This is a genomic window from Vibrio sp. 99-70-13A1 (assembly GCF_013114625.1).
In the GTDB taxonomy this organism is placed as follows: Bacteria; Pseudomonadota; Gammaproteobacteria; order Enterobacterales; family Vibrionaceae; genus Vibrio.
Genome location: NZ_VTXD01000001.1, coordinates 124,308 through 138,441, shown reverse-complemented (window position 1 = coordinate 138,441; position 14,134 = coordinate 124,308). Strand labels below are relative to the sequence as shown.

The following is a 14,134-nucleotide window of genomic DNA, read 5'->3' as shown; positions in this document are numbered from 1 at the left end:
TTCGATAGTCTGCTAGTACGAAGAATTATTCATTGCTTGAGAACTCAGCGCTTACTCGCATGTTCAAGTGATACAAGGACTAATAAATTTAATGGAAAGCCTAACGTTACAACCAATTCAGAAAGTGGATGGTGAAGTCAATCTACCGGGTTCAAAAAGTGTTTCTAATCGAGCATTGTTGCTTGCCGCACTAGCTTCGGGCAAAACAAGGCTGACTAACCTACTTGATAGTGATGATATTCGTCATATGCTGAATGCACTCACTCAGTTAGGTGTTAACTACCAATTATCTTCAGATAAAACAGTATGTGAAGTGGAAGGTTTAGGTGGCGTTTTTGAAGCAGATAAAACATTAGAACTATTTTTAGGTAATGCTGGTACAGCAATGCGCCCGCTTGCTGCAGCTTTGTGCCTTGGTAAAGGTGAGTTCGTATTGACTGGCGAACCTCGTATGAAAGAGCGACCTATTGGACATTTAGTGGCTGCACTTCGTACCGCAGGTGCAGAAGTCGAATATTTAGAAAATGAAAATTTCCCACCTTTGAAAATTAAAGGTACCGGTTTAAAAAGCGGTCGAGTTTCAATTGATGGTTCAATCTCCAGCCAGTTCTTAACTGCATTTTTAATGGCTGCTCCTTTGGCTGAAGGCGAAATTCGTATCAATATTGAAGGTGAATTAGTTTCTAAACCTTATATTGATATCACTCTGCACATCATGAAACAATTTGGTGTTGAAGTGATTAATAACGACTATCAAGAGTTTGTTATCCCTACGGGTCAAAAGTATGTTGCACCAGGTGATTTCCTTGTCGAAGGTGATGCCTCTTCTGCTTCATATTTCCTAGCGGCTGCAGCGATTAAAGGTGGTGAAATTAAAGTTACCGGAATTGGTAAGAATAGTATTCAAGGCGATATTCAATTTGCTGATGCGTTAGAAAAAATGGGCGCTGAAATTGAGTGGGGAGACGACTATGTGATTTCTCGTTGTGGAGAGCTGAAAGGCATCGACATGGACTACAACCATATTCCTGATGCTGCAATGACTATTGCGACAACCGCTCTTTTTGCGACCGGTACAACCGCTATTCGAAATGTATATAACTGGCGAGTGAAAGAAACAGATCGATTGGCAGCAATGGCGACAGAATTACGTAAAGTCGGGGCTGAAGTTGAAGAGGGTGAAGACTACATTATAGTGAAGCCTGTTTCGCAGCTAAAGCATGCTGAAATTGATACATATGATGACCATCGCATGGCAATGTGCTTCTCACTTGTCGCGCTAAGTAATACGCCAGTAACAATTAATGATCCTGGTTGTACATCCAAGACATTTCCTAATTACTTTGACAAGCTAAAAATGCTTAGTCAGTAATGTAAAAAAGCTTGCCTAGTTGGCAAGCTTTTTTCTTTGTTCTTCAGCCTTTATTTTGAATCTTCTAAAGTAAATTCTTTAGATAGATGATGAGCTAAGTATTTGAACATATTAAATACTGCAGTTGTATTCGGTGTCGGCAAGCCATTATCGTCTAGAAAGTAGTCACCTTGAAATACTAAGACTTCGTCTTTTTCTGTAACGCTTGTCGCTCGCATTCCTTCAATGTAATCAGCGTGAGATTGAATGACTTGGTTGGCGATAAGTAATAGGTCAAATTCAGCAATAACGTTTTTAGTGCTCATGGTTTAATCTCGATAGGCAATTAATAAAACTAGTTTATTGACCGAACGCATAATTTCAATGATTTAACTACACATGATGTGAGAGTTTTCTAATATCAGTAAATTATTTTGTGATTTATGACAAAAATAATTGCATGAAGTTCGCGTTCAAGCAAACTACGCGCATAGTATGTGCTCGTTTTGTCAGTAAAGCCTTATCAATAAAGGCTAGCCCTGTATTTTCAGGCATATGTCGTTACATTCATCTATTGTGTGCCTTTCTTAGCTGAGTCGTCGAATTGTCGACCAATCAGATCTAATTTTGAAAAAAGCGGTTGATCTTCTAGTAATCTCGCACAATAGTAAAAAAAGAAGCAATGAATTTAGAATATCATGCGTAAAAGCCCAAATAGAATTCTTGGAGCTGAAGCATCGTGATTAAGGACATTAGAGTCAATATGGGTAAATCGCTCGTTATAGTGGAGTCGCCAGCCAAGGCCAAAACTATCAATAAATATCTTGGCAAGGACTTTGTCGTTAAATCTAGTGTGGGTCACGTACGTGATTTACCAACTGCTGGTCAAAGTACTGGTAAAAAAGCGGCTGCAGTTTCAACAAAGGATATGAGCCCTGAAGATAAGGCTCGTGTTAAAAAAGAAAAAGATCGTAAAGCTCTAATCAAGAAGATGGGCATTAACCCATACCAAGAATGGGAAGCGAACTATCAGATTCTACCTGGTAAAGAAAAAGTGGTTGCTGAACTACAAAAACTTGCCAAAGACGCTGACCACGTTTATCTCGCAACCGATTTGGACCGCGAAGGAGAAGCTATCGCATGGCATCTTCGTGAGATCATCGGTGGTGATGAATCGCGATACAAACGTGTAGTTTTTAATGAAATTACAAAAAATGCCATTCAACAAGCTTTTGAAACTCCTGGTGAGCTAAATATTGATGGTGTGAACGCACAACAGGCACGTCGCTTTATGGACCGTGTAGTTGGCTTTATGGTATCACCATTACTCTGGAAGAAAGTTGCTCGTGGTTTATCGGCAGGTCGTGTTCAGTCGGTAGCGGTTAAGCTATTGGTTGAGCGTGAACGTGAAATCAATGCGTTTATTCCTGAAGAGTTCTGGGATGTGCATGCTGATACGAAAACAGCAGATAAAACAGATTTCAGACTGCAAGTTGCACAAAAAGATGGTGTTGCTTTCAGACCAGTAAACGAAGCGCAAACTTTGGCTGCCGTTAGTGTTTTAGATAAAGCTCAATACGAAGTATGTAAACGTGAAGACCGCCCAACGAAGAGTAAGCCGTCTGCCCCTTACATCACGTCAACGTTGCAACAAGCTGCGAGTACGCGTCTTGGCTACGGCGTAAAGAAAACCATGATGCTGGCTCAGCGCCTCTATGAAGCGGGTTACATCACTTATATGCGTACTGACTCGACTAACTTGAGTTCAGAGGCTGTAGAAGCCGCACGTGAATACATCGGTTCTGAGTACGGTGATCAATATCTTCCACCGAAAGCTCTTGTTTATGGTAGCAAAGAGGGCGCGCAAGAAGCCCACGAAGCGATTCGCCCTTCAAGTGTTGATGTGAAGTCTGAAGACTTAAATGGTGTTGATGCTGATGCTCACAAGCTTTACTCACTGATTTGGAATCAATTCGTTGCGTGTCAAATGACGCCAGCGCAATACGATTCAACAACAGTAAGTGTTAAAGCGGATGAGTACACGCTGAAAGCAAAAGGTCGTATCCTTAAATTTGATGGTTGGACTCGCGTTCAACGTCCAATGGGTAAGAATGAAGATACCATTCTTCCTGCAGTTCAAATTGGCGATAAGCTTGATCTAATTGCTCTAGACCCTAAGCAGCACTTCACTAAGCCACCAGCACGTTTCACAGAAGCGGCGCTAGTAAAAGAGCTTGAGAAGCGCGGTATTGGTCGTCCTTCAACGTACGCATCAATTATTTCGACGATCCAAGATCGTGGTTATGTGAAAGTTGAACAGCGTCGTTTCTATGCTGAAAAAATGGGTGAAATTGTAACTGACCGTCTAGACGGTAGCTTCAATGACCTAATGAACTATGATTTTACAGCTCGTATGGAGCAAAAGTTAGACCAAATCGCAGAAGGTGAAGCGAACTGGAAGGGAGTTCTAGATAACTTCTTTACAGACTTCACTGGTGACTTAGAGCAAGCGGATCTCGATGAAGATGCTGGTGGCATGAAGCCAAACCATATCGTTGAAACCGATATTGAGTGTCCGACTTGTAGTCGTAAAATGGGTATTCGCACAGCTTCAACAGGCGTATTCTTAGGTTGTTCTGGTTATGCGCTTCCACCGAAAGAACGTTGTAAAACAACAATCAACCTTGGTGATGAAGACGGCATTATCAACGTTCTTGAAGAAGACGTTGAAACAGCAGCACTTCGAGCTAAGAAACGTTGTCCAATTTGTGAAACGGCGATGGACGCTTACCTTATCGATGAAAAGCGTAAGATGCACGTGTGTGGTAATAATCCTAACTGTGAAGGTTATGTGGTTGAGCACGGCGAGTTCAAAGTAAAAGGCTACGACGGCCCACTTGTTGAATGTGACAAGTGTGGTAGCGATATGGTTCTGAAAAATGGTCGTTTCGGTAAATATATGGATTGTACGAGTGAAGACTGTAAAAACACTCGTAAAATTTTAAAAAATGGTGAAGTTGCACCACCTAAAGAAGACCCTGTTCACTTACCTGAATTACCATGTGAAAACTCAGATGCGTATTTTGTTTTACGTGATGGAGCTTCTGGTTTATTTATGGCAGCAAGTAACTTCCCTAAATCACGTGAAACACGTGCACCTTTAGTGTCGGAATTGGTTCGTTTTAAAGATCGTATATCACCAAAATTCCAATATCTTGCAACAGCACCGCAAGCTGATCCAGATGGTAAGCCAGCGGTTGTCCGCTTTAGCCGTAAGACTAAAGAAAACTATGTACGTACAGAGGCTGATGGTAAACCTTCAGGTTGGACTGCGATGTATATAGATGGAAAGTGGGAAGTTACGGATAAACGTAAAAAACCTAAAGCTAAAGACTAAACACTAAAACAATGAAAAGCAGCGATTCTATCGCTGCTTTTTTTTATCTAAAATTTAATGAAAAGTATGATTTATTAAATGAGAGAACTTTTTATAGGCAGAGTAATTGCAAATGCTAAGAAGCGAGTTATTATCGTTGTTGCATAATGATTTTCGATTTTCATGTATCTGTAATGAATGCTGATTAGTATGACATTACTGGTTATTGATAATTGTATTTAAAGTGTTCTTTTACTGTTAATCTTATGTAACCCCTGACAATTGTAATGTGACCTGGTTTAAGTCTTAGAAAAGCAATCGGTTACATAACACAGAATGTTGTATTTAAAATTGAAATCGATATGAAAATCGATACCTTATAAAAAACAAAGTGCCAATAATAGGGCGCACATAACAACGTATGGCTTAGTGTTATTCTCATAATTTATGAATGAATACTTACTAAATACCGAAATCTATTGTTAGTACCTACCCCCGAGGTCACTCATATATGGGTACTAACTTGACAAGCTATAAGTATATGGAGAATAAAATGGCTGGTGTATTGGGAATGATTCTTGCTGGTGGTGAAGGTTCACGTTTGAGACCTTTAACCGAATCCCGGAGTAAACCTTCTGTTCCTTTTGGTGGTAGTTACCGCCTGATCGACTTCGCTTTAAACAACTTTGTAAACGCTGATCTTATGAAGATCTACGTACTTACTCAGTTCAAATCTCAATCTTTATTCCACCACATGAAAAAGGGTTGGAATATTAATGGTATTACAGACCGCTTCATTGACCCTATCCCTGCGCAAATGCGTACTGGTAAGCGTTGGTATGAAGGGACTGCAGACGCAATCTATCAAAACTTAGGTTTCATGGAGCTGGAGCAGCCTGATCAAGTTTGTATTTTTGGTTCTGATCATATTTACAAAATGGATATCAAGCAGATGATTGATTTCCATAAAGAAAAAGAAGCTTCATTAACTGTGTCGGCGTTGCGTATGCCACTTGCAGAAGCATCTGAGTTTGGTGTTATCGAAGTTGATGCTGAAGGGCGTATGATTGGTTTTGAAGAGAAACCAGCTAACCCGAAATGTATTCCAGGTGACCCTGAATCTGCATTGGTTTCAATGGGTAACTATGTTTTTGAAGCTAAAGACTTATTTGCTGAACTTATTGAAGATGCAGATAAAGAAGGCTCAACACACGACTTTGGTAAAGATATTATCCCTAATATGTTTCCTCGTGGTGATGTCTTTGTTTATGACTTCAGCACCAACCGCATTACCGGTGAGAAAGAAGAAGTGTATTGGCGCGATGTAGGTACGATTGATGCGTACTGGCAAGCTCACATGGATCTCTTGAAAAAAGATGCTCCATTCTCGCTATATAACCGTAAGTGGCCTTTACATACATATTACCCACCACTACCGCCAGCGACGTTCTCTGACTCAGATAATGGGCGAGTTCAAATCATCGATAGTTTGGTTTGTAGCGGCAGTTACGTACGTGGTTCCCGTATTGAAAAAAGTGTGCTTGGTTTCCGCAGCAACATCGCATCAACGTGTGATATTAGCGAAAGTATCCTTTTAGGTGACGTAAAAGTGGGCGAGGGTTGTGTACTTCGTCGTGTTATCGTCGATAAAGATGCTGATATTGCCCCAGGCACTCAAATCGGCGTAAACCTGCAAGAAGATAAAAAACACTACCATGTTTCAGACGAAGGTATTGTAGTAATCCCTAAAGGAGCGCGTGTTGGCTACTAAGTCGTTATCAATACTTTTTGTAGCGTCTGAAGTTGAAGGCTTGATTAAAAGTGGTGGCTTGGCTGATGTAGCCAAGGCACTGCCTATAGCGTTACAAACACTCAAGCAAAATGTACGAGTATGTATCCCAGCATATAGCAAAATATCTGATGTTGATTCTGCCGAAGTCATTCTGGAATCAGAATTAGATCATTGGCCTCATACTGCTTATCGCGTTAAGAAGCTAAATGTTGAAGGCGTTGAAGTCTTTGGCATTGATTGCCCTAAGTACTTTGACCGCCCTGAGATGTACGCAGAAAATAATCAAGCTTACAGTGATAATGGTGAGCGGTTTTCATTTTTCAGTGCAGCTAGCTTAGACATGTTACCTAAATTAGGCTTTCAGCCTGATATTATTCATGCAAATGACTGGCACACAGGTTTTGTTCCATTCTTACTGAAATCTCGTTACCAGGAACATGAATTCTTTGCTGGAACTAGAAGTGTTATTTCAATTCATAATGCGGTATTCAAAGGTGTATTTACCTATGATGAATTGCAAAACCTTCCAGAGATGCATAGCTATAATGTCGCTGAAGCGGCAGTGAGTGACACTCACGTTACTATGCTAAAAGCGGGTGTATTGTGTGCAGACAAAATCAATGCGGTTAGCCCAACATACGCTGAAGAGTTGAAAACTGAACTTGGCAGCCATGGTATGGCTTATGAGTTTCAGCATCGTTCCGATGATTTATTTGGCATTCTTAACGGTTGTGACTACAGCGCTTGGAACCCTGAAACAGATGAGTTTCTACCTCGTAAGTTCAAAGCAACACAGCATAGTATGGTTCGAGGAAAGTCAGCTTGTAAGCAACAACTACAAGAAGAAGTTGGCTTACCTGTAAAAAACTGCGCAGTGTATGGCATGGTTTGTCGCTTAACTCATCAAAAAGGTGTTCACTATTTACTGCCAATCGTAGAGCAATTTTTGAAAAATGATCTACAAATTGTCATTGTTGGTACGGGTGACCCTGTTCTGGCGAGTCAATTAAAAGAGTTGGAAGCGAAGCACTCAGATAAGTTTTCTTTCATTGAAGCCTACAGCAACAAGTTTGCTCATTTGGTTGAAGCTGGTTCGGACTTTTTCTTAATGCCTTCTGAATTTGAGCCGTGCGGTTTGAACCAAATATATAGCATGGCTTACGGAACGCTTCCAATTGTGCGCAGTGTTGGTGGGTTGAAAGACAGTGTTAATGATTATGATGAAAACCCTGAAGTAGCCACAGGCTTTGCGTTCAATGAACCAACGTCAGCAGCACTGCTTAACGTTCTTCACCGTTCATTATTGCTTTATGCTCAAAACCCTCAAGAAATCAAGCGTGTTCAGCTTTATGCAATGCAGCAAAACTTTAGCTGGGAACATGCCGCAGAAGAATATCTAGAAATGTATAGAACTGCATTTTGATTTTCTGATTGTTGGCTTTTTATAGCATAGTGAATAACTAAGGCGCTCTTTAATAGAGCGCTTTTTTTGTGGTCAGATCTGATAGCGGAAGATTACAAACAGCTTGATAAATAGCTAGTTTTTAATAGTAATGAAGTGCGGATTCATTCATTTAACTAATGATATGATTGACATTGTCATCACTTAACCCGTTTAATAGCGTGCTAGCCTAGCGCCCTTAAAGCTCAATATGAGCATAACGATAATTTTAGTAATTTAAGCGAAGGATATGTCAGAGACTTTATTATTCCATAAAACATTCACACACCCGACCAGCGATGAGTGGGTGGTCTTTGTGCATGGAGCTGGTGGCAGTTCATCTATTTGGTTCAAGCAAATAAAAGCTTACAAAGAGCACTTTAATTTACTGTTAATCGACTTACGTGGACATGGTAAATCTAATGCTTTGTTAAAAGAGCTGATAGCTAACCGATATACCTTCAAAGCTGTAACGCTTGATATTTTGAAGGTGCTTGATCATTTAAAAATTCGGTCCGCTCACTTTGTGGGAATGTCATTAGGGACGATTATTGTACGTAATGTCGCTGAAATCGCGGCAAGTAGAGTTCGTTCTATGGTTCTAGGAGGAGCTGTAACCCGTCTTAATACTCGATCGCAGATTTTGATTAAGCTCGGTAACCTGAGTAAGCATTTTATCCCTTACATGTGGCTATACAGCTTATTTGCTTATGTAGTGATGCCGCAGAAAAGTCAAAAAGAATCACGACATTTATTTATTAGGGAAGCTAAGAAACTCTGTCAAAAAGAGTTTAAGCGTTGGTTCATCCTAACTGCGGATGTAAACCCTATAATGAAGTACTTTAAAGATCGCGAGTTACCGATCCCAACATTGTATTTGATGGGTGAGCGAGACTATATGTTTATTCAGCCGGTTAAAGAAATGGTTGAGGCGCATAAGGCAAGTGAACTTGTGGAAATACCAAATTGTGGACATGTATGTAATGTTGAGCAACCTGATGAGTTCAACAAGCGTTCTATTGCCTTTATACAAAAGCAAATAGCTTAGGGGCTATTTGCTTCAATATATTATTATCGGTTTCCTGAGATATGTAAGCGAAAGGAAGTGTAGAGTGCGAAACTTCAGTTCAGAGCTTCTAATTCGAAAGTTTTCTTGAGAGTCTGACGTTAATTTTATCCCTGTGGTGACAGTGCACCACATTGCCAGCAAGATCCGAACTGTGGCTCATTATTTTCGTCACAGCTATCGCATACCCATTCTTCAAATTGTCTTGATGTCTGTTGCAACCGGTACTCTTCAACAATAACTTTAGCTTTAGATGCGTACTCAGTGTTTGGTAGCCAAACGTATGGGTCAGTTTCTTCGGTAAAGGGGAGTTCACCTTTTAGCCCAAATAGACCTTCACCTCTTACTTCACATTCCACATTTTCACTTTGCAGAAGACCACATACGATGTGGGCCTCAGCAGGATTGTTCGCGATAAAAATTTTCATTATTCAGCCACCGGACCTGAACGAAATTTAGCCATTGCCCATTTTGCCACAATTGGGAATAAACCAAGCAATGCAAATGACAGCAAAACAGAAGGTGAAACAATTCCTGATAATGAGTCAATTTCCGCAAGTTGTGTACCTGCGTTTAAGTAGACAGCAGTACCAGGAAGCATACCTAGTTGGCTTGTTAGGTAGTATCGAGAGATAGAGATAGGAGTGAGTCCCATCAATAAGTTAATTAAGAAGAATGGAAATACGGGTATTAAGCGAAGTGAAAATAAGTAAAACGCGCCATCTTTTTCAACACCTTGATTAATGGTTGCCAGTTTGTCTCCAAATTTACTTTGTACCCAATCTCGTAACAAAAATCGGCTACTTAGAAAAGCTAATGTCGCGCCGATGGTGCTGGCGAATGAAACCAAGACTAGGCTTGCCCAAAAGCCGAACAAGGCAGCCCCTAATAAAGTTACTACCGCTGCTCCAGGGATTGAAAAAGCGGTAATCATGACGTAAACAATGAAATATATCGCAGCTGCCAGTATGAAGTTACTTTCAATATAGTTATTTAATAACTCTTGCTGAGCTTTAGCATTCTCTAACGTTAAATACTGACCAAAATTGACACCGAGTATGATGATGGTTGCCAGTAGTACGATTCCTAAAATTAATTTTTTACTCATGAATACTTCCTCTAAATGTCACTTCATCTCATTATTATAGTTAGACAGGGAATCAAGCAATTAACTTTCAATGAAAATAAAAAAAGCCACAAAGAATGTGGCTTTTTGGTGTGAAAGTGAATAATTAACTTAATTAATACGGCTGATGAGCTCTTCTCGTCGCTGTTGAGGAATAACAGACCAGTGCATGCCCTTTATAGCGCCCTCTAATGCCCATAACAACTCAAGACTTACATCTGATGAATGAGACTGTCTAATAGCGTTGTAAGCGTTCACAGAGCCAAATTCATACAGCCTTTCAACTGAATCAATACCAGCTTTTTTAAGCATTCTTTCAGTAGCAAGACGAAGGTTTGGGAGATCCTTCAAACGATCAGGCTTTGCTGAAGATTGTTCCTTCTTCTCGTCTTTTGCAAAGTTTAGGGAAACTTCTGCTAAATTGAGAGTTTGTTGCTGATCTTGCAAAATGTTATCAGGAAGAGCGAAGTACTTAGTAACAACAGGAAACCCTCGTTTTTTGTAGACGTACGGTTGAAACCCTTGTTGTTTGAATTGATCCGCAGAGTTTTTATCAGCTCTAATGTGTAGTTGATCATTCACAACTAACGCGAACATAGTTTCGTCAGCAAATAGGCCGAATCCACCAAACATTGAACGCGATTTTATTTTTCCTAGGGACTCAAATAACTTCATCGAGTCCTTTAGTACTGGTTTATCCATGTTATTTATCTCGGTGTATTTGAATTATGCCACCAAATAAGCAGGTCCGAGAGAGTAGCAAAATGTTGCTATAATATGTCAGTTAGCGGTAAATCTTTCATTTTGCCATCGGCAACCCCGCTACCATACCAATAAAGGCTTAGGCCGGAGGCTTTGCGTCTCACTCTTTAAAGTGGTTTGCCCTGTGCGTGACTTTTGACAGAATAAGTATTTTGTTGAACAAAGCTCACATTTGAATTTTTAAAGTGTGATATTCATTCAGTAAATGATAGTCGTAATGTGTAACTAAGTGCATTTGTTTGATTTGTAAAAAAGCGCACCTTTATGTGCGCTTTATGAATGTTCTTTATTTCAGAGATTTAACTGTGCTTCGTTCCACTATCTCTGGGTGCATTTCGAAAACCCGTTTTTCATGATCTTTGTCTTTAATACGCTCAAGTAATATTTCGAAAGCGTTTTTACCAACACGACGCTTAGGTTGGTGGACGGTAGTGAGTGGCGGAGAGAAGTACTCAGCCAACTCAATGTTGTCATAACCAATAACCGAAATATCATCTGGGATTTTAAGACCACTTTGTTGTAGTCGGCTCATTAGACCAAGTGCCATTGTATCGTTAAAACAGAATACTGCTGTTGGGCGGTCTTCCATCGCTACAATTTTGTCTGCTGCAATTACGGCAGTATCACATTCAAAGTTGCCTTCAATGATTAGGTCATCATTCAATTCAATTTTTGCTTCATTTAGTGCTCGACGGTAGCCCGCGATACGTTCAGTACAAGCTGCTTTATCTAAATGACCGCTTAAACAAGCAATTTTAGTGTGCCCTTTTTCAACAAGATATTTTGTCGCTAAGTAGCCGCCTTCTTCTGAGTTATCGATGATCTTATCGGCTTGCGAGCTTTCAGGTCCCCAATCCATCACTACTTTAGGAATATCTGCGTGTCGATCTAACATTCCACGAAGTTCTTCTGTTAGATCTGAACACATAACCAAAATGCCATCTACGCGTTTTTCAGCCAGCATGCGAATGTAGTCGCGTTGTTTCTCGTAAATACCACCAGTATTACAAAGGATCAAAGTGTAACCTTGGCGGTAGCAGTAGCTCTCTACGCCATCAATTACTTCAGAGAAGAATAAGTTGGTGGATTGAGTAACTAGCATACCGATAGTACGTGTCGTATTACATTTTAAGCTACGAGCAACAGCACTAGGTGCGTAGTTTAATTCATCAACAGCTTTATTTACTTTTTCTTGAGTCGCTTCTGCAACAAAGCGAGTTTTATTGATGACATGAGAAACGGTTGTTGTTGATACGCCGGCTAAGCGAGCAACATCTTTTATAGTGGCCATGGTTTTATCCTGTTAAAAGCTACTTTACTAGAGAGTAGGGCAGCAAAGTAGCCGTAAAGCTACCAGAGTGAGAGCACTGGTTAAGTTTTTCTAATGGTATTAAAGTGCTAAAAAACAAAAAACCGCTAATCAGAGCGGCTTGTTTTCAATTTCAAAATGCTCATGATCAGTAAAGCACAACATTTTGAAGGTGTTTCATATTTTATCGTTTGCGGTCACAATTTTAGACTGACTGGAAAATGACCGCAATAACATTCACCCATAATTATGGGTGAATTGTCACATTTACATCTAAATATTCTATCAATACTAGAATATTGCTTTATTCGCCGCTCAAGTACTCTTGATCAAGTTTACAAAAGGCTACTAGCAATGTTGCAACACTTGCATAGAAGCCAAATTTATCGAATTCTGTACACTTTGCTTGGAATCTTGGTATCCAAGTAAGCAGGTGTTTTTCGATGAACTGCTTTTGTTCAAGGAAGCTACTTTCAAGCTCATCATCGCTCCCTAATTCATTCGAACGGATGATTAGATTTCCAAGAAAATCGAGTTCAATTGCAATATGGTCAGCAGGTTCATTCAGATCGGCATTAACTCCAACACCATGTTCAGCCATCAGTGTTTCCATATCTTTTGCAGGTTGACCATTTAATAGACCCGTATCACCAATATACAAAGACGCATAAGGCAATGCAGCGTACTTATCTGACTTTAAGAATAAGTCACAAAAGTCAGCGGCAAGTTCAAGTTGAGCATCGTCACGATTCTGAGAACGGTTCAAGGCATCGACGAGTTTATCTATCGCTGGCTTTAGTGTTTCGTTTTCGCCTAACCCGGATAGAAATGAACGAATTTCAACAGACTTATAGTGCTCTAGTTCTGATTCAGTTAATTCTCTGGCGAATAAGCTTGAAAGCCACCAGTAAATTTCAGCTCTCTTCTCGTTGAACGCTTTCATTTCTTTCATCAATTATTCCTACCTTCATAAGGTGACGCCAAAAACGGCTAAGATTCAGTGAACAGACTTAAACTTAAGTCGTAATGCCTATATTGAATTGCTCTGAGCGGTAAATAGCAAGGTTTTAGCTTGTCTTGCATCAAAAAAAAACCATGTTTCTGGCTTTTATCTTCTTGGCGACTAGAATTGTTACGAGTTATGAATAGAATAGTCAATGAAACTATTAAATAAGAAAAGTGGTGTAGATGAGCTATCACGTATTAGTCGTTGAAGATGATGTGGTAACCCGAAGTAAACTGGTAGGTTATTTCCAGAATGAAGGTTACACAGTGAGCGAAGCTGAAAGTGGCGCTCAGATGAGGGAAGTGTTGGTTCAAAACAACGTTGACCTGATTATGTTAGACATCAACTTACCAGGCGAAGATGGATTGATGCTAACTCGCGAATTACGCAGTCAATCAGACATTGGAATTATTTTAGTCACTGGACGCACGGATAGCATCGACAAAATTGTAGGCCTTGAAATGGGGGCTGATGATTATGTTACTAAACCATTTGAACTTCGCGAGTTATTGGTTCGAGTGAAAAATTTATTATGGCGTATTGCTGCTGCACGTAAGACAAACACGTTGGCGGTTGAAGAGACGGAAGATGAGACTATTGTACGTTTCGGAGAATGGACATTTGATATTCCACGCCGTGCGTTAAGTAAAAATGGTGAGCCAGTTAAGCTAACGAAAGCAGAGTATGAGCTATTAGTGGCTTTATCTTCGTTCCCTAACCAAGTATTAAGCCGTGAACGCATTCTTAATATGATCAGTCACCGAGTGGATGCGCCAAATGATCGCACGATTGATGTTTTGATTCGACGTATGCGCGCTAAGATGGAATTTGACCCTAAGAATCCACAGATTTTTGTGACGGTTCATGGTGAAGGTTACATGTTTGCTGGAGACTAATTTCGGTTA

The 14,134-nt window shown here is 40.1% G+C and carries 12 protein-coding genes and 1 riboswitch; of the genes, 6 read left to right on the top strand and 6 right to left on the bottom strand.

Translation table 11 applies throughout. The features are described from left to right. The first annotated feature begins 91 nt into the window (after positions 1 to 91). A complete protein-coding gene (aroA, locus tag F0226_RS00610; protein WP_171733804.1) occupies positions 92 to 1,372 on the top strand; it encodes a 3-phosphoshikimate 1-carboxyvinyltransferase in 1,281 nt (426 codons plus the stop codon). Positions 1,373 to 1,422: 50 nt separating this feature from the next. Here the strand turns inward: aroA and F0226_RS00605 are convergent, their stop codons facing one another. Next, positions 1,423 to 1,677 (bottom strand): YciN family protein, encoded by a 255-nt coding sequence (locus tag F0226_RS00605; RefSeq protein WP_171733803.1) that lies wholly within the window; start codon positions 1,675 to 1,677, stop codon positions 1,423 to 1,425. 437 nt (positions 1,678 to 2,114) lie between these two features. Here F0226_RS00605 and topA point away from each other — a divergent pair, with 437 nt between their 5' ends. The 4 genes from topA (at position 2,115) to F0226_RS00585 (ending at position 9,008) form a co-directional block, all read left to right on the top strand. Continuing rightward, positions 2,115 to 4,748: a type I DNA topoisomerase gene (gene topA, locus F0226_RS00600; protein ID WP_171733802.1), complete on the top strand. Its 2,634-nt coding sequence runs from the start codon at positions 2,115 to 2,117 to the stop codon at positions 4,746 to 4,748. A 520-nt stretch (positions 4,749 to 5,268) separates the two neighbouring features. After that, positions 5,269 to 6,498 carry a glucose-1-phosphate adenylyltransferase gene (glgC, locus tag F0226_RS00595; RefSeq protein ID WP_137372473.1) on the top strand — a complete coding sequence of 410 codons (1,230 nt, stop codon included), beginning with the start codon at positions 5,269 to 5,271 and terminating at the stop codon, positions 6,496 to 6,498. Further along, positions 6,488 to 7,942, top strand: coding sequence for a glycogen synthase GlgA (gene glgA, locus F0226_RS00590; protein ID WP_171733801.1), 1,455 nt, complete (start codon positions 6,488 to 6,490; stop codon positions 7,940 to 7,942). Before glgC ends, glgA begins: the two co-directional genes overlap by 11 nt. Positions 7,943 to 8,210: 268 nt before the next feature. After that, on the top strand, positions 8,211 to 9,008 hold the full coding sequence (locus F0226_RS00585) for an alpha/beta hydrolase (RefSeq protein ID WP_171733800.1): 798 nt from the start codon (positions 8,211 to 8,213) through the stop codon (positions 9,006 to 9,008). Positions 9,009 to 9,133: 125 nt separating this feature from the next. Here F0226_RS00585 and F0226_RS00580 read toward each other — a convergent pair whose 3' ends face one another. The 5 genes from F0226_RS00580 to torD form a co-directional block, all read right to left on the bottom strand. Then, positions 9,134 to 9,454 (bottom strand): DUF2007 domain-containing protein, encoded by a 321-nt coding sequence (locus tag F0226_RS00580; RefSeq protein WP_171733799.1) that lies wholly within the window; start codon positions 9,452 to 9,454, stop codon positions 9,134 to 9,136. After that, positions 9,454 to 10,134: a TVP38/TMEM64 family protein gene (locus F0226_RS00575; protein WP_171733798.1), complete on the bottom strand. Its 681-nt coding sequence runs from the start codon at positions 10,132 to 10,134 to the stop codon at positions 9,454 to 9,456. The genes F0226_RS00580 and F0226_RS00575 overlap by 1 nt, the downstream gene beginning before the upstream one ends. 129 nt (positions 10,135 to 10,263) lie before the next feature. Beyond that, the gene (locus F0226_RS00570; protein ID WP_171733797.1) at positions 10,264 to 10,854 is read right to left on the bottom strand and encodes a TfoX/Sxy family DNA transformation protein; all 591 of its coding nucleotides are present in this window, start codon (positions 10,852 to 10,854) and stop codon (positions 10,264 to 10,266) included. A 107-nt stretch (positions 10,855 to 10,961) separates the two neighbouring features. Beyond that, a riboswitch (cyclic di-GMP riboswitch) is annotated at positions 10,962 to 11,046 on the bottom strand. Between the two features lie 154 nt (positions 11,047 to 11,200). Continuing rightward, on the bottom strand, positions 11,201 to 12,205 hold the full coding sequence (gene purR, locus F0226_RS00565; protein WP_171733796.1) for an HTH-type transcriptional repressor PurR: 1,005 nt from the start codon (positions 12,203 to 12,205) through the stop codon (positions 11,201 to 11,203). A 322-nt stretch (positions 12,206 to 12,527) separates the two neighbouring features. Further along, positions 12,528 to 13,175: a molecular chaperone TorD gene (torD, locus tag F0226_RS00560; RefSeq protein WP_171733795.1), complete on the bottom strand. Its 648-nt coding sequence runs from the start codon at positions 13,173 to 13,175 to the stop codon at positions 12,528 to 12,530. A 236-nt stretch (positions 13,176 to 13,411) separates the two neighbouring features. Here torD and torR point away from each other — a divergent pair, with 236 nt between their 5' ends. Next, positions 13,412 to 14,125 (top strand): two-component system response regulator TorR, encoded by a 714-nt coding sequence (gene torR, locus F0226_RS00555; RefSeq protein WP_171733794.1) that lies wholly within the window; start codon positions 13,412 to 13,414, stop codon positions 14,123 to 14,125. Positions 14,126 to 14,134 lie beyond the last annotated feature (9 nt).